Origin of the sequence: Achromobacter sp. (assembly GCF_036567245.1) — a bacterium.
In the GTDB taxonomy this organism is placed as follows: domain Bacteria; phylum Pseudomonadota; class Gammaproteobacteria; order Burkholderiales; family Burkholderiaceae_B; genus Achromobacter.
Genome location: NZ_DATCUY010000143.1, coordinates 1 through 18,752, shown reverse-complemented (window position 1 = coordinate 18,752; position 18,752 = coordinate 1). Strand labels below are relative to the sequence as shown.

Annotated in this window: 17 protein-coding genes and 1 tRNA gene; 14 read left to right on the top strand and 4 right to left on the bottom strand. The window is 61.7% G+C overall.

The annotated features are described in order from the left end of the window. Nucleotides 1–84 precede the first annotated feature (84 nt). On the top strand, nt 85–885 hold the full coding sequence (locus VIR09_RS06385; protein ID WP_332012108.1) for a GNAT family N-acetyltransferase: 801 nt from the start codon (nt 85–87) through the stop codon (nt 883–885). Nucleotides 886–1,058: 173 nt separating this feature from the next. Here VIR09_RS06385 and ppx read toward each other — a convergent pair whose 3' ends face one another. Beyond that, a complete protein-coding gene (gene ppx, locus VIR09_RS06380) occupies nt 1,059–2,546 on the bottom strand; it encodes an exopolyphosphatase (protein WP_332012107.1) in 1,488 nt (495 codons plus the stop codon). 219 nt (nt 2,547–2,765) lie between these two features. Here ppx and ppk1 point away from each other — a divergent pair, with 219 nt between their 5' ends. The 5 genes from ppk1 to pstB all read left to right on the top strand — a co-directional run bounded on the left by ppk1 (nt 2,766) and on the right by pstB (nt 9,106). Continuing rightward, the gene (gene ppk1, locus VIR09_RS06375; RefSeq protein ID WP_332012106.1) at nt 2,766–4,841 is read left to right on the top strand and encodes a polyphosphate kinase 1; all 2,076 of its coding nucleotides are present in this window, start codon (nt 2,766–2,768) and stop codon (nt 4,839–4,841) included. A gap of 344 nt (nt 4,842–5,185) precedes the next feature. Beyond that, nucleotides 5,186–6,226 carry a phosphate ABC transporter substrate-binding protein PstS gene (gene pstS / locus VIR09_RS06370; RefSeq protein ID WP_332012105.1) on the top strand — a complete coding sequence of 347 codons (1,041 nt, stop codon included), beginning with the start codon at nt 5,186–5,188 and terminating at the stop codon, nt 6,224–6,226. 157 nt (nt 6,227–6,383) lie between these two features. Continuing rightward, nucleotides 6,384–7,400 carry a phosphate ABC transporter permease subunit PstC gene (gene pstC, locus VIR09_RS06365; RefSeq protein ID WP_332012104.1) on the top strand — a complete coding sequence of 339 codons (1,017 nt, stop codon included), beginning with the start codon at nt 6,384–6,386 and terminating at the stop codon, nt 7,398–7,400. 26 nt (nt 7,401–7,426) lie between these two features. Beyond that, nucleotides 7,427–8,281 carry a phosphate ABC transporter permease PstA gene (gene pstA, locus VIR09_RS06360; protein WP_332012103.1) on the top strand — a complete coding sequence of 285 codons (855 nt, stop codon included), beginning with the start codon at nt 7,427–7,429 and terminating at the stop codon, nt 8,279–8,281. A 48-nt stretch (nt 8,282–8,329) separates the two neighbouring features. Beyond that, complete coding sequence (gene pstB, locus VIR09_RS06355; protein WP_013395581.1) at nt 8,330–9,106, top strand: phosphate ABC transporter ATP-binding protein PstB; 777 nt, start codon at nt 8,330–8,332, stop codon at nt 9,104–9,106. A 60-nt stretch (nt 9,107–9,166) separates the two neighbouring features. Here the strand turns inward: pstB and VIR09_RS06350 are convergent, their stop codons facing one another. Continuing rightward, nucleotides 9,167–10,519: an aromatic acid/H+ symport family MFS transporter gene (locus VIR09_RS06350; RefSeq protein WP_332012102.1), complete on the bottom strand. Its 1,353-nt coding sequence runs from the start codon at nt 10,517–10,519 to the stop codon at nt 9,167–9,169. A 256-nt stretch (nt 10,520–10,775) separates the two neighbouring features. Between VIR09_RS06350 and VIR09_RS06345 the strand changes: the two genes are divergently transcribed. Beyond that, nucleotides 10,776–10,852, top strand: a tRNA-Pro gene (locus VIR09_RS06345). 342 nt (nt 10,853–11,194) lie between these two features. Here the strand turns inward: VIR09_RS06345 and VIR09_RS06340 are convergent. Beyond that, nucleotides 11,195–11,473, bottom strand: a complete 279-nt coding sequence (locus tag VIR09_RS06340) for a helix-turn-helix transcriptional regulator (RefSeq protein ID WP_006221055.1) — start codon at nt 11,471–11,473, stop codon at nt 11,195–11,197. 145 nt (nt 11,474–11,618) lie between these two features. Continuing rightward, nucleotides 11,619–12,296: a S24 family peptidase gene (locus VIR09_RS06335; protein ID WP_332012101.1), complete on the bottom strand. Its 678-nt coding sequence runs from the start codon at nt 12,294–12,296 to the stop codon at nt 11,619–11,621. A 536-nt stretch (nt 12,297–12,832) separates the two neighbouring features. Between VIR09_RS06335 and VIR09_RS06330 the strand changes: the two genes are divergently transcribed. From VIR09_RS06330 to VIR09_RS31570, 7 genes are all read left to right on the top strand, one after another. Next, a complete protein-coding gene (locus tag VIR09_RS06330) occupies nt 12,833–13,639 on the top strand; it encodes a YdaU family protein (protein ID WP_332012100.1) in 807 nt (268 codons plus the stop codon). A 132-nt stretch (nt 13,640–13,771) separates the two neighbouring features. Continuing rightward, on the top strand, nt 13,772–14,383 hold the full coding sequence (locus tag VIR09_RS06325; RefSeq protein ID WP_332012099.1) for an ATP-binding protein: 612 nt from the start codon (nt 13,772–13,774) through the stop codon (nt 14,381–14,383). An 11-nt stretch (nt 14,384–14,394) separates the two neighbouring features. Further along, nucleotides 14,395–15,828 carry a replicative DNA helicase gene (locus tag VIR09_RS06320; protein ID WP_063589006.1) on the top strand — a complete coding sequence of 478 codons (1,434 nt, stop codon included), beginning with the start codon at nt 14,395–14,397 and terminating at the stop codon, nt 15,826–15,828. Between the two features lie 98 nt (nt 15,829–15,926). Then, nucleotides 15,927–16,217 carry a hypothetical protein gene (locus VIR09_RS06315; protein ID WP_054470919.1) on the top strand — a complete coding sequence of 97 codons (291 nt, stop codon included), beginning with the start codon at nt 15,927–15,929 and terminating at the stop codon, nt 16,215–16,217. Between the two features lie 13 nt (nt 16,218–16,230). Next, entirely contained in the window at nt 16,231–17,859 is a 1,629-nt protein-coding gene (locus VIR09_RS06310) for an ATPase, T2SS/T4P/T4SS family (RefSeq protein WP_175154707.1), read from the top strand. Further along, a complete protein-coding gene (locus VIR09_RS06305; RefSeq protein ID WP_332012098.1) occupies nt 17,798–18,481 on the top strand; it encodes a hypothetical protein in 684 nt (227 codons plus the stop codon). Before VIR09_RS06310 ends, VIR09_RS06305 begins: the two co-directional genes overlap by 62 nt. Continuing rightward, nucleotides 18,478–18,752, top strand: a 275-nt coding sequence (locus VIR09_RS31570) for a lytic transglycosylase domain-containing protein (protein ID WP_414639394.1), incomplete at its 3' end; no start/stop codon positions are given. The genes VIR09_RS06305 and VIR09_RS31570, both read left to right, overlap by 4 nt.

Genomic DNA, 18,752 nt, shown 5'->3' with positions numbered 1-18,752 from the left:
AACTTCATAGTCACGTAACATATTGGTCAAGTCTTTGACATACAGGGCGTCCACACTGGCTGGACTCTCTAGGAGCTTCGCGCAATGCTGGAATTAGCACGCATCAATCCGAGCCGTAATGCCGCAGAACCTTGGACCGGCGCCGCCGCCAAGGTGCTGGTGGTGGGCTTGGCGCGCACCGCTGAAGAAATCGAGCAGATTCAACGCCTGCGCTACGAGGTCTTCACCGAGGACATGGGCGTGGTGTTCCCCGATGCCCAGGACGGCATCGAGCAGGACCGCTTCGACCCATTCTGCGAACACCTGATGGTCCGCGAGCTGGATACGGGCCGCGTCGTCGGCACCTACCGCATCCTGACGCCGGAAAAGGCGCGCGAGGCTGGCGGCTATTACTCGCAGTCCGAGTTCGACCTGTCCGGGCTGGGGGCCATCCAGGACGAGCTGGTCGAAGTCGGCCGTTCCTGCACCCATCCCGACTACCGTGGCGGCGGCGTCATCATGCTGCTGTGGTCAGGCCTGGCCGAGTACCTGCGCCGCGGCGGCTACGAATACGTGTTGGGCTGCGCCAGCGTCAGCCTGCGCGACGACGGCGTTACTGCCGCCGAAGTGTGGCGCACCATTTCCAAGCAGTTGCCGCAGGGTGACGAACCACGCGTGACGCCACTGCACCGTTATCCAGTGGAAAAGCTCAACAGTACGTTGCCGGCGCGCGTGCCGCCGCTGATCAAGGGCTATCTGAAGCTGGGCGCCAAGGTCTGTGGCGAGCCCGCCTGGGATCCGGACTTCAATGCCGCGGATTTCCCGGTGCTGCTCAAGATGGACCGCATGGACGAGCGTTATCGCCGCCACTTCGGGCTGGACCAGCCCGCCACTGTTCAGCGCTGATCATCATGCGCCGCCTGTTCCGCCGCATGAAGATCAGGCTGATACGGCGAGCCACCCGGCCCTTGCGCATGGAGCTCAAGCGGCTCGATCGCGAAACGGATCTTTCGCCGTTTTAACGCGCCGGCCCCGCAGTGCGGGGCCGGATGCAAACGTCGCGGGCTCCCGCCAGTTCCTCAGAACTCCAGCAGTTCGAACGAAAATCCGACCTTGTTCCACTCGGCTTCTTCCGCGCGCAGCGTGAAGTCGCTCAGGGGATGTTGCGCCAGCCATTCGCGATTGACCCGCACCACGATGGAGTTGTCGCGCACCGAGGCCGTCAGCGGCAGCGGTTCGATTTCGTTGCGGCGGCGGAACAGCAGTACCGCCAGGCGCAGGCTGAGGATGGCCTTCCATTGCGCGCGCGAACGCACCAGCGGTTCCAGCTTGGTCAGCTTGCCTTGGTGGCCCAGCGCCAGCAGCGCCAGCAGTTGCTGGTCGGCGCGCGAGAATCCCGGCATGTCGGCGTTTTCGAGCACGTAGGCGGTGTGCTTGTGGTACGCGTTGTGGGCGATGGACAGGCCCACTTCGTGCAGGTCGGCCGCCCAGCCCAGGGCGGGCCGCAGCTCGGCGCGTTCCGGGCCATCCGGGAACAGCGCGTCGAACAGCGTGAGCGCGGCATGGTGCACGCGGCGCGCCTGGTTGACGTCGACGTGGTAGCGCTTCATGAACTGGCGCACTGATTCGTCGCGCTTGTCATGCTCGTCGTCGCGGCCCAGCAGGTCGTACAGCACACCCAGGCGCAGGGCGCCGTCGCCGGTGTGCATGACGTCGATGCCCAGTTCGTCGAACAGGGCGCTCATGATGGCCAGGCCGCCCGGCAGTACGTCCGAGCGTTCGATCTTGATACCGGGCAGTTCGGACGGGACCACGCGGCCCGAGCGGATGATGCGCTCCTTCAGCTTGTTCAGGCCGGCGCGGGTGATGCCGCGGTCCGAGAAGCGGCATTCGGTCAGGATCGCGAACAGCGCCTTGGCCGTGCCGGAAGAGCCGTAGGCTTCCTTCCAGCCCATCTTGCGGTACTGCTTGGCGATCACTTCGATCTCGCGCCGGGCCGCCAACTCGGCCTGCTTCATCTGGTGCGCGTCGACCACGCCATCCGAGAAGAACTGGCGGCTGTAGCTGACGCAGCCCATGTAGAGCGAGGACATCAGGCCGGGCTCATGGCCCTTGCCGATGATGACCTCGGTGGAGCCGCCGCCAATGTCGATGACCAGGCGCTTGTTGGGCGAGGGGGGCAGGGTGTGGACCACGCCGGAGAAGATCAGGCGGGCCTCTTCGCGGCCGGCGATGACTTCTATGGGAAATCCCAGGGCGGCTTCGGCGCGGGGCAGGAAGTCGCGGGTGTTGCGGGCGACGCGGAAGGTGTTGGTGGCGACGGCGCGGACCCGGTTGGGGTGGAAGCTGCGCAGACGGTCGCCGAAGCGCTCCAGCACCGCGATGGCCCTGTCGATGGCGTCATCGCCCAGCCATTTTTCGGAGTCCAGGCCGGCCGCGAGCCGGACGGTTTCCTTGAGGCGGTCGATCTGATAGATCTGGGGCGTACCGTCCTGTTGAACGATGCGTCCGATGGAGAGGCGGAAGCTGTTGGACCCAAGGTCCACCGCGGCCAGAAGTTGATCCATGCGGCTCGTAATATTGGCTGAGAGGTGGGCCGATTATAGAGACCCCATGTGACAGCGCTCCCGATTACGCTTTTTTTCTTACGGAACAGGGGCTTGCGGCGCATCGGCGTCCCGCTATACGTCCCGGTTTTAGCGTACGCTACGTTTTTGGCGTAGTGTCATGGAACCGTCACTTTTTTGCAGTAAAACTCCACGCTCTCCCTACGTATGGAATCCGGTATGCCCTCACGCCCTCCTGCCGAGCCCTTGCTTCTGAACCGCGAGTTGTCGCTGCTGAAATTCAACGAACGCGTGCTGGCGATGGCGGAGAACCCCAAGACTCCCTTGCTGGAACGCCTGCGCTACGTATGTATCGTCAGCTCCAACCTGGACGAGTTCTTCGAGATCCGGATTTCCAGCCTGAAGGAGCAGCAACGCCAGTCGCCGAATCTGGTGGGGCCGGACGGCATGACGCCGGACCAGGCGTTCGAGAATGTGCAGCAGGCGGTGCACGAGCTGGTCAACCGCCAGTACAACCTGCTCAATGACGAGATCCTGCCGGCCATGCATGCCGAGGGTATCTCGCTGCACCACGCGTCCGAGTGGAATCCGCAGCAGCAGGAATGGGCGCGGGACGTATTCAACCGCGACGTGATGCCGCTGCTGACGCCTATCGGGCTGGACCCGGCGCATCCGTTTCCGCGCGTCTACAACAAGAGCCTGAATTTCATCGTGTCGCTGTCCGGCGCCGACGCCTTCGGCCGCCAGGCTTCGATCGCCGTGGTGCAGGCGCCGCGCGCCTTGCCGCGCCTGATCAAAATGCCGCAGGAACTCTCGGGCCAGCCCGAGGGCTACATCCTGCTGACCTCGTTGCTGCGCGCCTTCGTGGGAGAGCTGTTCCCCGGGCTGGAGATGCTGGGCTGTTACCAGTGGCGGGTCACGCGCAACAGCGACCTGTTCGTGGACGAGGAAGAAGTCACCAACCTGCGCCATGCCTTGCAGGGCGAATTGTCGCAGCGCAACTTCGGCGCCGCGGTGCGCCTGGAAATCGACAAGCTGACGCCGGTCGAGCTCGAGCACTTCCTGCAGCGCGAGTTCTCGCTCAAGGCGGAAGACACCTACCGCGTGCCAGGGCCGGTGAACCTGTCGCGCCTGATGCAGCTATGCAATTCGGAGTCGCGGCCGGACCTGCTGTTCCCGGATTACCGCGCGCCCGTGCCGGCGCCGTTCGACCGCGTGGGCGACAAGCCGGCCGAGTTGTTCGAGGCGGTGGCCGAGCAGGACCGCCTGCTGCACCATCCCTACCAGTCCTTTCAGCCGGTCATCGATTTCCTGACCGCCGCCGCGCTGGATCCAGACGTCATGGCGATCAAGCAGACCATCTACCGCACCGGCGAGGATTCCGAGCTGATGAAGATCCTGCTGGCCGCCGCGCGCGCCGGCAAGGAAGTGACGGTGGTGGTGGAGCTGATGGCCCGCTTCGACGAGCAGACCAATATCAATTGGGCCTCCAAGCTGGAAGAGGTGGGGGCGCACGTGGTGTACGGCGTGGTGGCGCACAAGACGCACGCCAAGATGGCCGTGGTGCTGCGCCGCGAGAAAGGGCGCCTGCGCCGCTATGCTCACCTGGGCACCGGCAACTACCATCCGCGCACGGCGCGGCTGTACACCGACTTCGGCCTGCTCACCGCCGATCCGAAGCTGTGCGAGGACATGGACAAGGTGTTCGCGCAACTGACCGGCCTGGGCGCGCGCCGTTCGCTCAAGGCGCTGATGCAGTCGCCCTTCACCATGCATGACGGCATGGTGGCGCTGATCCGCGCCGAGGCCCGCGCCGCCAAGGCCGGCAAGCGATCGCGCATCATGGCCAAGATGAACTCGCTGCTGGAAGAGCAGGTCATCGAGGAACTCTACAAGGCCGGCCAGGCCGGCGTGAAGATCGACCTGATCGTGCGCGGCGTATGTGCGCTGCGCGCCGGCGTGCCAGGGCTGTCCGAGAACATCCGGGTGCGTTCCCTCGTGGGAAGGTTCCTGGAGCATTCGCGGGTCTTCTACTTCTATGCCGACGGCGAAGAGACCGTGTACCTGTCGTCGGCCGACTGGATGGACCGCAATTTCTTCCGCCGGGTCGAAATCGCCTTCCCGATCTACGACAAGACCTTGAAGAAGCGCGTCATCGACGAGGCCTTTACCTACGCCCTGCGCGACAACCAGCTGGCCTGGCAGCAGCAGGCCGACGGCGACTACGCCCGCGTCAAGAGCCGCCGCGAGCCCTTCAACCTGCACCAGTACCTGATGCAGAAGCTGGGCGTGTAACGTCCCGCTGCACTGCCCCGGTCCCGGGGCGGTGTTCCGAAGCAAGACCCCGCCCATTTTTCCACTATGCCCCCGTTTTTAAGGGCGGCCGACGAGGCGGCGGTCACTCCGCCCCCCTTCGAGGGTGGCGTTCGAGGCAAATCCTCCCAAGCCAGGCCGCGCGGATCCGGCTCCGCCGGTCCGCCACCGGCGCCCCCCTGGGGGGGAGGCGCGCAGCGCCTCGGGGGGGGGATCATGACTGTCACTATCCTGTCATCTTGGGCTCCTAATATGCGAGGGTCGCTGAAAGACAGGCAATTTCCAAAGCCTGCCAGACTCCTCCAACGAGCACAGAAGGAACCCTGATGTTCAAACGTGTCTTCAAACAAGTTTCCCTGGGCGTCGCGCTGAGCGCCGCCGTGTTTGCCGTCCAGGCCGCCGACGTGACCGGCGCCGGCGCATCGTTCCCGTACCCGATCTACGCCAAGTGGGCGTCCGACTACAAGGCTGCCACCAACAGCGCCGTCAACTACCAGTCCATCGGTTCGGGCGGCGGCCAGCAGCAAATCATTGCCAAGACCGTCGATTTCGGCGCTTCGGACGATCCCATGAAGGCAGCCGACCTGGAAAAGAACGGTCTGCTGCAGTTCCCGGCCGTCATCGGCGGCACGGTTGCCGTGGTGAACGTCGACGGCATCGAACCTGGCAAGCTGAAGCTGTCGGGCAAGGTCCTGGCCGACATCTTCCTGGGCAAGGTCAAGAAGTGGGACGACGCCGCCATCAAGGCGCTGAACCCCGACCTCAAGCTGCCGGCTGCCGACATCATCGTCGTGCACCGTTCGGACGGCTCGGGCACCACCTTTGGCTGGACCAACTACCTGTCCAAGGTGTCGCCGGACTGGAAGTCGACCGTGGGCGAAGGCAAGGCCGTCAAGTGGCCCGTGGGCCAGGGCGGCAAGGGCAACGAAGGCGTCGCTGCCTACGTCGGCCAGCTGAAGAACTCGATCGGTTACGTCGAATACGCCTACGCCAAGCAAAACAAGCTGGCCTGGACGCAACTGCAGAACAAGGACGGCAAGTTCGTCCAGCCGGAGCAGAAGGCTTTCGCCGCCGCGGCCGCCAACGCCGACTGGAAGAGCGCGCCGGGCATGGGCGTGGTCCTGACCGACGAGCCGGGCGCCGATTCCTGGCCCGTCACCGCCGCGACCTTCATCCTGATCCACAAGTCGCAAGACAAGCCGGCGCAGGGCAAGGCCGTGCTGGAGTTCTTCGACTGGGCCTTCAAGAATGGCGCCAAGTCGGCTGAAGCCATGGACTACGTGCCGCTGCCGGAAGCCGTGACCAAGGAAATCCGCGCCGCCTGGGGCGAAGTCAAGGCCGCCGACGGCAAGGCCGTCTGGAAGTAAGTGATGGATCGCGGAGGAGGCCCGGCAACAATGCCAGCCTCCGCCGCGCACTCCATCGGCGACCGTCCCCAGAGCTGCGCAATGGCGCAACGACAGGGACGGTCGGCAGCAAGACCTTCGAAGTTATCCCCCCAGGTTTCCTAAGGAAAGTCCATCCATGAGCGCGGTAATGGATAATAGTGTGCCGCTTCCGCCCAGCGTGGCGGACTCCGTGACTACCGGCACGCCTTCGCCTATGAAGCAAAATAAAAACGCGCTGATGGATGCGCTATTCAAGAATCTGACCCGCCTGTTCGCCTTCCTGGTGTTCATCCTGCTGGCGGCGATTCTGGTTTCCCTGATCTACGGCAGTCGCGAATCGCTGGCCAAGTACGGCCTGTCGTTCCTCTGGCTCAATGACTGGGATCCGGTCAATTCGAATTACGGCGCCGTGGTGCCCATCATCGGCACCTTGCTGACCTCGGCCATCGCCCTGATCATCGCCGTGCCGGTGTCCTTCGGCATCGCCATCTTCCTGACCGAACTGTCGCCCACCTGGCTGCGCCGCCCGCTGGGCACCGCGGTCGAAATGCTGGCGGCCATTCCGTCCATCATCTACGGCATGTGGGGCCTGTTCGTTTTCGTCCCCGTGTTCCAGCAGTATGTGCAGCCGTTCATGATCGCCACGCTGGGCAACCTGCCCGTGATCGGCGGCATCTTCGCCGGACCGCCTTTCGGCATCGGCATCTTCACCGCCGGCCTGATCCTCTCGATCATGATCATCCCGTTCATCGCCGCCGTCATGCGCGACGTGTTCGAACTGGTGCCGGCGATGTTGAAGGAATCCGCCTACGGCCTGGGAAGCACGACCTGGGAAGTGATGTGGCGCGTGGTGCTGCCCTACACCAAGTCGGGCGTCATCGGCGGCATCATGCTGGGCCTGGGCCGCGCGCTCGGCGAAACCATGGCCGTGACCTTCGTTATCGGCAACGCCTTCAAGTGGTCCGGGTCGCTGTTCTCGCCGGGCAACTCGATCGCCTCGGCGCTGGCCAACGAATTCAATGAAGCGGGCGGCATACAGAAGTCGGCGCTGCTGGAACTGGGCTTGATCCTGTTCCTGATCACGACCATCGTGCTGGCCTTGGCCAAGATGCTGCTGGTTCGCCTGTCTGCCAGTGAAGGCAAGAAAACCTGACGCGCCGCGAGCACAAGGAAAAGATCATGGCTGTATCCGTACTCAATATGCAGAACGGCACCTATCGCCGGCGCCGCGTGATCAACCGCATCATGCTGACCGTGTCGCTGGGCACGCTGGTGTTCGGGTTGTTCTGGCTGTTCTGGATCATTCTGACGCTGTTGGTGAAGGGCGCGCCCGCGCTGTCGTACACGCTCTTCACCGAGATCACGCCGCCGCCGGGACAGACGGGCGGCCTGATCAACGCCATCTTCGGCAGCGTGATGATGGCCGGCGTGGGCACGCTGATCGGCACGCCCGTGGGCATCCTGGCCGGCACCTACCTGGCCGAGTACGGCCAGCGCGGCTGGCTGGCGCCCGCCACGCGCTTCCTGAACGACGTGCTGCTGTCGGCCCCGTCCATCATCATCGGCCTGTTCATCTACGCCGTGTACGTGGCCCAGGTCGGGCACTACTCGGGCTGGGCCGGCGCCATCGCGCTGTCCATCCTGGTGATCCCGGTGGTGGTGCGCACCACTGACAACATGCTGCTGCTGGTGCCCAACAGCCTGCGCGAGGCCGCGGCCGCGCTGGGCTGCCCGAAGTGGCGCATGATCACCCTGGTGTGCTATCGCGCCGCCAAGACCGGCATCATCACCGGCGTGCTGCTGGCCATCGCCCGGATCTCCGGCGAAACCGCGCCGCTGCTGTTCACCGCGCTGTCGAACCAGTTCATGTCCTTGAACATGAACGGCCCGATGGCCAACCTGCCGGTCGTGATCTACCAATACGCCGCCAGTCCCTTCAAGGACTGGAACAACCTGGCATGGGCCGGCGCCACGCTGATTACGCTGCTGGTGCTGGGCATCAACATCCTTGCCCGCAACATGTTCCGCAAATAAAGATCGCTTTGCCGGCGCGCTGGGCGCGCCGGAGCCAAGGGAAACCAAATGGAAAACACCGCTACCGCCGTCAAGAACAAGATCGAGGTCAAGAACCTGAACTTCTACTACGGCAAGTTCCATGCGATCCGCAATGTGAACATGTCGATCCAGGAGAAGAAGGTCACCGCCTTCATCGGCCCGTCGGGCTGCGGCAAGTCCACGCTGCTGCGCACCTTCAACCGCATGTTTGAACTCTATCCCGGCCAGCGCGCCGAGGGCGAGATCATCCTGGACGGCGAAAACCTGCTGACGGCCAAGACCGACATTTCGCTGATCCGCGCCAAGGTCGGCATGGTGTTCCAGAAGCCCACGCCGTTCCCCATGAGCATCTACGACAACATCGCTTTCGGCGTGCGCCTGTTCGAGCGCCTGTCCAAGGGTGAAATGGACGAGCGGGTGGAATGGGCGTTGAGCAAGGCCGCGCTGTGGAACGAAGTGAAGGACAAGCTGCACCAGAGCGGCAACAGCCTGTCGGGCGGCCAGCAACAGCGCCTGTGCATCGCACGCGGCGTGGCCATCAAGCCTGAAGTGCTGCTGCTGGACGAGCCGTGTTCGGCGCTGGACCCGATTTCGACCGCCAAGATCGAAGAGCTGATCGCCGAACTGAAGAACGACTACACCGTCGTCATCGTGACCCACAACATGCAGCAGGCCGCGCGTTGTTCGGACTACACCGCCTACATGTACCTGGGCGAGTTGATGGAATTCGGCCAGACCGACCAGATCTTCGTGAAGCCTACCCGCAAGGAAACGGAAGACTACATCACGGGCCGCTTCGGCTGATCGCCGGGTTTCGGCCCTACGAAAAAACGGCGCGCTTTTCGGAGCGCGCCGTTTTTTCTTTTACTGCCGCTGCAGCGCCTGCTTGGTTCCCGCCGAGGCTTGTTCCGGGAGCGTGCCCGCGTGGCGGCCGGGAATCAGCACCACGAACACCGCCGCCAGCACGGCCGCGCAAGAGAACGCAATGAAGTTCCAGGCCAGCGGCAACTGCAGGCTGGCCAGGTAGCCGCCCACGATGGGGCCGCTCATGGCGCCGATGCGGGCAAAGGACAGCGCCCAGCCCGTGGCCGCGCCGCGCGCGTGCGCAGGGTAGTAACCCGCCAGATAGCCCGTCAGGATCAGCGACGAGGAAATGCTGCCCACGCCAGCCAGCGCCACCCACACGTAATTCACTGCCAGCGGGTTGTTGTAGGTCAGGCAGTAGATGCCCACCGCGCCCGCCAGGTAGAACAGCGCGACGATTCTGCGCGGCTCGGTCTTGTCGGCGAAGCGGCCCAGCACCAGGCCGCCGATGGCCGAGGCCAGGCTGAACACCAGCAGGAAGGAAATGCTGGAGCCCAGGTCATAGCCATTCTTGCGCATGATCTGCGGCAGCCAGGTGTTCAGGCCATACACCAGCATCATGCCCAGGAACAGCGCGCCCCAGAAGCACAGCGTGGCGCGCAGATGGCGCGGCGCGAACACCGCCGCCATGACGTCGCGCCAGGTGGACTTTTCGCCCGCGACCTCGCGCGGCCGGAAAGATTCCAGCGAGGTGATGCCCAGGCGCTGGGCCTGGGCGCGCGCGCCGGCTTCGTCACCCTTGGCCAGCAGGTACTCCAGCGATTCGGGCAGCAGGCGTGCCAGCACCGGCACCAGCAACAGGGGCAGGGCGCCTACCGCGATGACCGAACGCCAGCCCCAATGGCTGAGCAGCGCCATGGCCACGGCGGCCGAGCACAGGATGCCCAGCGAATAGCCCGAATACATCACGCCATAGTTGAAGCCGCGCTTGGCCGGCGGCGAATACTCGATGGTCAGCGCCGCCGCCACCGGTATCACCCCACCCAGCCCCAGGCCGCCGATGAAGCGGAACACGGCGAACCAGGTCGGCGTGGGCGCCCAGGCCGCGCCTATCATGGTCAGCGAGAACAGCGTGACGCAGCCCAGCAGCATGCGCCGGCGGCCGAGCAGGTCGCTCAGCGTGCCTACTGCGAACGAGCCCACGAACATGCCGGCCAGCGCATAGCTGCCCAGCACACCCAGTTGCAGGGAGGTCAGGCCCCAGCTCTTGTCCTCGGCCAGCGCCGGCAGCACGGCGCCCATCACGCCGACGTCGTAGCCTTCGAACAGAATGGCCAGCCAGCAGACGAAAAGCACGGTATGAGTGGTCCGCGCGGGCGTGGCCCAGGCGGTTGGAGCGGAGGCGTTTGCCATGTGTTTCCCGATGTATATGTATGGGGTTGTGCCTGTGTGCCCGCTGATTCCAGCAGGCATTCCGGCGCGAAAACACAGGGCGGCTGGCCTGGCGGCCAGTCCTCTGGCGGCATCCACCGCAGCGTCGGAAGCCGCATTTAATTTAGGCTTGAAATATATAGGTGTCAATCAGGGATGGCCCGGCAGGGGGCTGTGCGGCGCGTTGCGGGGGTGGGCATAGGCCGTCCGCCCAGTATCTGGTATAGTTGCCACCCTTCGGGGCGTAGCGCAGCCTGGTAGCGCATCTGCTTTGGGAGCAGAGGGTCGTGAGTTCGAATCCCACCGCCCCGACCAATAAAATCAAAGGGTTAGCTCAATGTCGTTGAGCTAACCCTTTTTCTTTGCTTGGCTTATGGGACAACATATGGGACAACAAAGCCAAAGCTGAGTGGGGCCGCAATTCGGGGGGCGCTCCAGGCGCGTCGTCGTGCCACCCAGGAGACTCGCACGGCGAAGCGTTTCGCTTGTTTATGGAGAGGGGCGCGAGAGGGCAGGGGTGAAGGAATTCGACGAAAAAAAAGCCGAGCATAGTGCTCGGCTTTTTGTGCTGTTCGAAGAATGGTACAGCTACGTCGGCTGGCTTCGAAAATACTGGGTGCCAACTGATCCGCTGATGCGCGCATCCAGACGCTGGGACTATGCGTGCTGCACACTCCGGTTGTACCTGAGAGGTCGTTCCCTGGGGGCGGCAGTGGTGCGGGCATTCTTTTGTTCGCGGACCCACGCCTGGACCTCCGATGCGGGCCATCGCGATGCGCGCCCTACCTTCGCAGGCGCCGGGAACGTCCCGTCCTTGATTCCCTCGTAAATCTTCGTCTTTTTGATGCCCGTGGCTTTGATGACCGCAGGCAATTCTAAAAGCTGCTCGCTCGGTTCCTGAGCGAATTCGTTGGTGTCGATCTCGCGCGCATCCATATGCCGTCCTTTGCTTCTGCCCGAGGTAAGAGAGGCGAGTTCGTCGCCTCCGACGCGGCGACGTATGGCGTCGACCCGGCTAGTAGGTTGGCGTAAAGATAAGTGTTGCTTTATTAAGTGTCAAGTGTTGATTAAATCTCGGAGGTCACGCGAGTCGCTCGGCCCAGGTGAAAGGAACGCGTGCGACTACCCGAACGAAATCATCAAGGTCCTGAACTGGAACATCGATCGGGGCGACCTTTGTGCTCTCGGTAGATAGCCGAAGCCCCCCGCCTGGAAGACGTTGGACGAAGCGAAGGTCAACCTGCTCTCCCTGCCGGATGAGATACAGGCCGTCCGCATTGACTTCCTTCACATCGCTTTGCACGAATGCGATATCGCCCTGACGGAACGTAGGTTCCATGAACGCCCCTTCTATGTACACAAACCCCACAGCAGTTAGGTTCGCGCCCAGAGGAAGGCGAGCGTTGAGCCAGGTCCGGCTAACCCGCAGGTGTCGGATTGCGCATGCCGTTGGCGGCAACATAGTTCCGTAATTCAGCCGCGCTCCGAGGAAGGGAATGTCGATGGTCTCTGCGTCCGAACCCGCGAGGGCCGAAAGGTCAGTAGGCGCGCCGACGGGAATCTCAGGAGAGAGCCAATAAGCGATGGAGGTACCGAAGACTTGGGCTAGAGCCACCGCATGTTCGCGGTCGAACCGGCCATTGTTTCTCCATCCGTAGACGGCAGGCGTGCTGACGCCTAGCCGTTCGGCTAACGCGGCGGCTGAGACGCCGTTCGACTGCATCTGAAAATCCAGCTTTGCGACAAAGTCGCGTTGCATCTGTGACAGCTGCGGAGACGTGGAGCCTTCAGGCCTCTTTGTCTTTTGTGTCATCGGGGTTTACCTTCCATAAAGTATCGCTTAATATTCGCAAACTTTTACTTAACCGAATTCGCGCCCATGGCTACTTCCAATAAGCTCGCGACCTCGACAAGAGCAACAATAGTCGAAGCCGACCGAATCAACTCTTCCGTCGCTATCGGCGGGCGGACGGCTGGCATAGTCGCGGCGCTGGCGCGGCTTGCTGAAGTAACCCCGCCACAATCCAGCCTCTGGTTAAAGGGGGACACGGCGATGCCTCTTCGGCGAGGCATTTTAGTGGAGATAAATAGCGAGAGTCGCGTTTCTTTGGAGGGGCTCATTCAGGAAGGCCTCATCTCAGAGCGAGACGCGCTCATCGTCCGATACATTCAAAACCCGGCTGAGTTCGCCGGCGCGGAGCGACGAGCCGCGCTACTCGACGCGCTGCGTGCTCGCCCATGAAATGCCATCTTCTGCAATCCGTGCCGCTCAATGTCTGACCGGACAAGACTGCGATGCACTTCTACCCCCATAACATCGGCGACCACGTCAAGGACACGCGGCACCTGACTCTTTTGGAAGAAGGGGCGTACCGCCGTTTGCTTGACCACTACTACACCATCGAGAAGGCGCTGCCTTTAGACGAGGCCGACCTCTGCCGCAAACTGCTCGCGCGGAGTGACGACGAGCGCAAGGCCGTGGGTGTGGTGCTGAGGGAGTTTTTCGTTCAGACCGAAAGCGGGTGGTGGCATAAGCGCTGCGAGGAAGAGATCGCTGCGGGCAATAAGCGGCGAGACCAGTCCCGCGAGAACGGGAAAAAGGGTGGCCGTCCGCGAAAGTCGGTGCCGCCTCAGGAGCTACCTGGAGGCGACGGAAGACCCGATACGGGAAACCCGGACGAAACCCAGCGGGTTATTGGCGGGTTAGCGCTAGGTTCTGGCTCTCGTCCGGGCGATGGCCTGGAATCTGCGCAGGTTGACGGACTGCCGCCGTGCCCCCACGAACGGCTCGTAGAGATTTATCACGACCGAATGCCCCTCAACCCCAGGATCAAAGTGCTTGATGACAGCCGCCGAAAGCTCCTCGCAGCGCGCTGGAAGCAGGCTGCGAGGCTGGACGTGCCTCCGTTTGGTTATCACACAATCCAGCAGGGCCTGGACGCATGGCACACATTCTTCGAGATATGCAGCGAGTCCGATTTCTTGACGGGGCAGGCGCCACCGTCAGAGCCGGGACGACCACCATTCGTCGCCAGTCTGGACTTTCTCATCTCCCCCGACGGATTTCGGAAGTGCGTCGAAAACCACTATCACCGCGAGTAAGTGTTACAAAACGGCGCCAAACTTGTTACAGCGGTAATGTTTAGCCAAGTAGTTACACACATAGCAAGAAATAATTACGAAACTTTGTCACCTTCTGCAATAAAGCAGCGGGTCAGCAAAGGAGATCAAGTGATGTTGTCTAACGAGCTGCGGCGCCTGTTGTTTCAGGGTGAAAGTGGCCAGAAGCACGATGCAGAGCCGCTTCCATGCCTATCCGGCGACGAGGTGCTGGCGAAGGCGCACGTACCCACAAGGTACAAGTCTTGCACCTTCGATACCTTTCACGCGTACAGCGAAGAACATAAAGCGAGAAAACTGGCTTGCGAAAGTTACAGCAAGCATTTCAACGTCGCGCGCTATGACGGCGTTTCCATGGTGTTAGGCGGGCCTCAGAAAGGCAAAACGCACCTGGCGACGGCGATGCTGTTTGCGGTTATCGCAAGCGGTAGCACCGGCCGGCTTATACGCGCCCGCAGGGCTATCGCTGCCGTCGTCGAGTGCGGGGAGGATGCCCTCGCCGAGCTAGCCAATCCAGACCTACTCGTGTTGGATGGGCTGCTCTCGCACCCTTGGGATGGGGCGGGTCGACATGCGATCTTTGAACTCATCGAACGCCGCTTCGAAGAGGTAAAGCCCACAGTCATCACCACTCACCTTAGAAAAGCCACTTTTTTGCGTGCCGTCGGCGATCGTATTGCGTCGCGGTTGCGTGAGAACGGCGGCAAGTTTGTTTCGTTCGAGTAGTTCCAGAAGAAATGCGCCGCACAATTCCGGAGGGTGATAGCCCACTGCACGCTCGGGCTGGCACGGCGGAGCGAGCTTTGCTCGGAGCCCTGCTTGTTAACAATGACACCTTCGACCGCATCGCGCCGGTGAGGGTTGGCGCTTCGCACTTTGGCGCCCATGGCAATGCCCTGATCTTCAGCGCAATTGCTTCCCTGATTTGTCGGGGGCAATTGGCTGACGTGATTACCGTGCACGATCTCTTGTGCGAGCGCAACGAAGCACCCCGCGCCGGCGGGTTACCCTATCTCAACTCGCTTGCCGCGGAGTGCGCCAGCGCCACAAACGCAATTCGGTACGCCGAGATTGTGGTCGAACAGGCCTTGCTCCGACAGCTGATCTTCGTGACGTCGGAGATCCAAGCTTCTGTATCCGAACCAGGTGGCCGGAACGTGCATCAACTCCTCGACCATGCACAGAAATTGATCGGCGGTCTGGGGGAGCAAACGGTCAAGCGGGACGCTGTGCCCATCGCTGCCGCAGCGGCACGCTTCATTGAACAGCTCGACCAGAGAATTTCGGGAGGCATAGCCCGAGACGTCGTCTCTACAGGGCTGACCGATCTGGACAAGGCGTTGCACGGCGGACTGTTGCCGGGGCGGTTGTACGTCCTGGGCGGTCGCCCGGCGATGGGGAAATCGGCATTGGCCGGCACGATCGGAAGTCACCTCGCTGCTGACCAAGTCCCGACGGCGTATCTGTCGCAAGAAATGCCCGAAGAGGAGCTCACCGGGCGTACCTTGGCTCAATGGTCCGATATTTCGATCGATGCGCTCCAGGCGGACAATCCAGAAGCAGTGCAAAGTGACTTCTGGGCGAGACTCGTCACAGCGGGACAGCTTGCGGCCACAGCCACGCTGTTCATCGACGAAACCTCTGGCTTGACGCTTCTCGACGTAGCGTCCAAGGCGAGAACTTTGAAGCGCAAATCAGGCCTGCGCGTTTTGATCGTCGATTACCTCCAGCTCATGGTCGGGACTGAAGAGAAGCGCCACAGCCAGATCGAAACTATCACGCGCGGTCTTAAGAGCCTCGCAAAGGAGCTTGGCATTTCTATCTTGCTCCTGTCCCAGTTGAACCGCGAAATCGATCGAAGAACCAACAAACGTCCACTGCTCGCCGACTTTAAGGACTCAGGATCCATCGAGGCGGATGCTGACGTTGTGATGGGGATATACAGACCCGAGCAAGATGACCCGGATACTCCGTATCCGGGTTGTGCAGAGCTCCATATCCTGAAGCATAGAGGCGGAAAGCTGGCAAAGGTGCTGCTGGCTTACAAGGGGATGGCGACGAAATTTCACGATTACCACGGTGCGCCGCCCCTAGATTCTGCTGTTGAATCCCGCGGGCAGCATGCTCGGAAAGGCTTCGACAGGCTGCCTCACAGGCATGCAGGCACATAGGATGCAAAAAACCCAACCACAAACCAAAAAGTACACATTGTTAGGTATGAAATAAAAAGCGCCATAAATATAATCGAGGCATAGACAATGGAGATGTCATGCTATTCAAGGCGTTTTTCGGCACCGCCGTATTTCTCGGGACAATCGCTTGGCTGGGCTACTCCCTGGTGGCGACTGAGCCGTGCGAGCGGATGGACCGGCTAGCACTACCGATTCGGCTGACGATGGACGCGACGCGCTTTATCGCCAGCAACCTGTTTGCTGGACCGGAGCACACCGAGCTTCGTCTATCCCTCCTGGAGCTGAGCATAAAGGTGGATTCCGGCGCGCAAACCTACGCAAGCGCCGTGCTCTACGGGCCCAGTCTTACGTGCAAGAACTTCCTGTAAGGCGGAGGAGGCGATGAGTAGACTCGGCCGTCAGCGCGATCAATTTATCTACATGGGCCCGGAAGACAAGCCGGCCGCCGACTTCCTGAACGAACTCTTTCGTCGAGCGGCATTAGAGGGCATGACCGACATTCAACTTCGCTTCGTCCATGGCGCCATGCGCCCGGTTGAAGTTGCTGACTCGGGGGTTCGTCTAATCAGCTGGCTTGAGCCGGAGTACGAAGGGGACCTCGTCAAGCATGTCGAGGAAAAGCTCCGCGCACGTGCAAGCATGGACTTGTCCGAACAGTTCATACCGATGGATGGCGCGATTCATCTTCGCTATCCGGAAGATGGGCTCAAACTGAGTCTCCGTGCCAGCTTCCTTCACACCATCGTCGGCTCAACAGCCGTATTCCGGCTCGCTCGGGAACAAGCACAACGGCTTGCCTACCGTGACATATACATGCCCTTAGCAGTCCGACGCGTAATCGACCAGGCACTCGCGGTACGCGCGGGAACGGTAGTGGTGTCGGGCCCCATGGGAAGCGGCAAAACGACGCAGCTCATGGCATACATGGTCGAGTTGCGCGACAGAGGAGAGAACGTCAAGACCGCAGAAGAACCTGTGGAGATACCTACGCCTGGCATAGACCAATGTGAGCTGGTGCCGGGAAAGGTCACGTATCCCATGCTAGCCAGGGCATTCCTTCGACAGCGTGCCCACCGCATCATGATCGGTGAGACTCGGGACGAAGAGACCGCTGAGGCGTTGGGCCGCAACGCGAACACCGGTTGCCAGCTCTGGACAACCACGCATTCGGATACGAGTGCGCTAGTGATTGAGCGTTTGCTCGAACTGAAGATGCCCCGGGACTTGATTGCGAAGACGCTGCGACTCATTATTGCGCCTCGCCTTGTGAGGACCATCCCCGCCGAGGCGACGGTCGAATGGGTCGTACCCAACGAATCTAGCAAAGCGTGGTTGAAGGCCGTCGGGGCCTATCACCCGGACGACAAGTTCCCGGTCATTGTGAGCGACCACGACATGTCGGAAACCAAGATGCCGATCTTTGAGGTTATCCAGATCGATGATCGCGTGCGACGGGTGATTCTGGCCGGCGGAGACGCCAAAGAACTGTACGAAGCGGCGAGCTATCAACCTCAATTCGAAACTCTCGCGGAGGCGGGCGTCCGCCTCGCGCGCGAAGGGAAAACCACGCTCAGCGCCATTCAGTCCCTCCTGAACCCGGCCCTGTGGCCTACGTTTGAGCGGCAGAGGCTCGACAAGAGGTTGATCGCTTCGGGTGTGATAACTCCCGCGCAGGCGTATCAAGCGGTGGAGACGATGGCTCGCGTGGCCATTGAAGAACATCGCGTCCTTGAACTGTGGGAAGCGCTCATTTCGACTGGAGCGGCGACGCGCCTCCAGGTCATCGAATGCTTAGGCCGAACAAAGGAAGCGGTGGACCTCCTCGGATACTTCATAGACAACGGGATCCTGGCAGAACAACCAGTACAACACGTGATCGAAGAGTGGAAACGAGGCGAGCGACGGCAATCGCTTTTCGCTATGTGCATTGACCAAGGACTACTGAGCAATGAGCAAATTCAAGATGAGGCGTTCCTGCATTACCGCCGTGCTGGCATTAGCCACAACTAGCGCCCTGCACGTAGTGGCGAAGGCGCAACCCTCTATGGCAATGGGTGGTGAGGGAAAGGGACAGTCATATACCCCGCCAATGCCATACCGTGAGGTTGCCGAGGTTGAAGCGGACAAGCGAGTGGTACGCATCTTTTTCTCATTTAGCTGCCCTTTTTGCCGCACATTCCACACGCCACTGCGTCAGTGGGCCAAGAGTCTCCCAGCACCTTGGCGATATGAGTTCGTCCCGATTCTGCTTGCCGATGGCACGGGAATTCACGAAGCCGCAGGGTATTTGGCCGCGCAAAAGGCGTTGGGGCCTGCGGTCGCGAGATTCGAAGATGCAGCCTACCGCGCTATCCAAGGAGAAGGCCGCTCGCCGCGAGCTCCTGAAACCTGGCGTGGCATCGTGAACGCGGCGGGGGGGAACGTGCTGGCGTTCGAGGAGGCCTGGGAGAGTCTGTCGCCGGCGGAGGTCGCAGAGCTTCCCCGGTCGATGATCGCATACGCCGTGGACGCTACGCCGACAGTCGCTATCGCCGGGAAGTTCGTTCTGACGCCTGACGGAGTGCAAGGCGACGAAGCCTTGTTTCTCCAACTGTGCAGCGGACTGGTGTCACGGGCGATGGGGCACGCATGAGAACCGCTGCCTCGCTATTGCTATTGTCATTGATGGTCGTCTCACCGGCCTCGATGTCGAGCCCAATTGCGAAGGGCACGCTTTGCTTTCGAGAGGCAGCGGAACGCTACGGGGTCAGTGAAATCATGTTGCGTGCGATAGCGTGGCATGAGTCAAGGTGGAAAGCGAACGCCTTGAACGACACCTTGAACCGAGACGGCAGCGAAGACGTCGGGGTGATGCAAATAAACAGCTGGTGGATCGAGAAACGGCTGCCTCGCTACGGAATCAC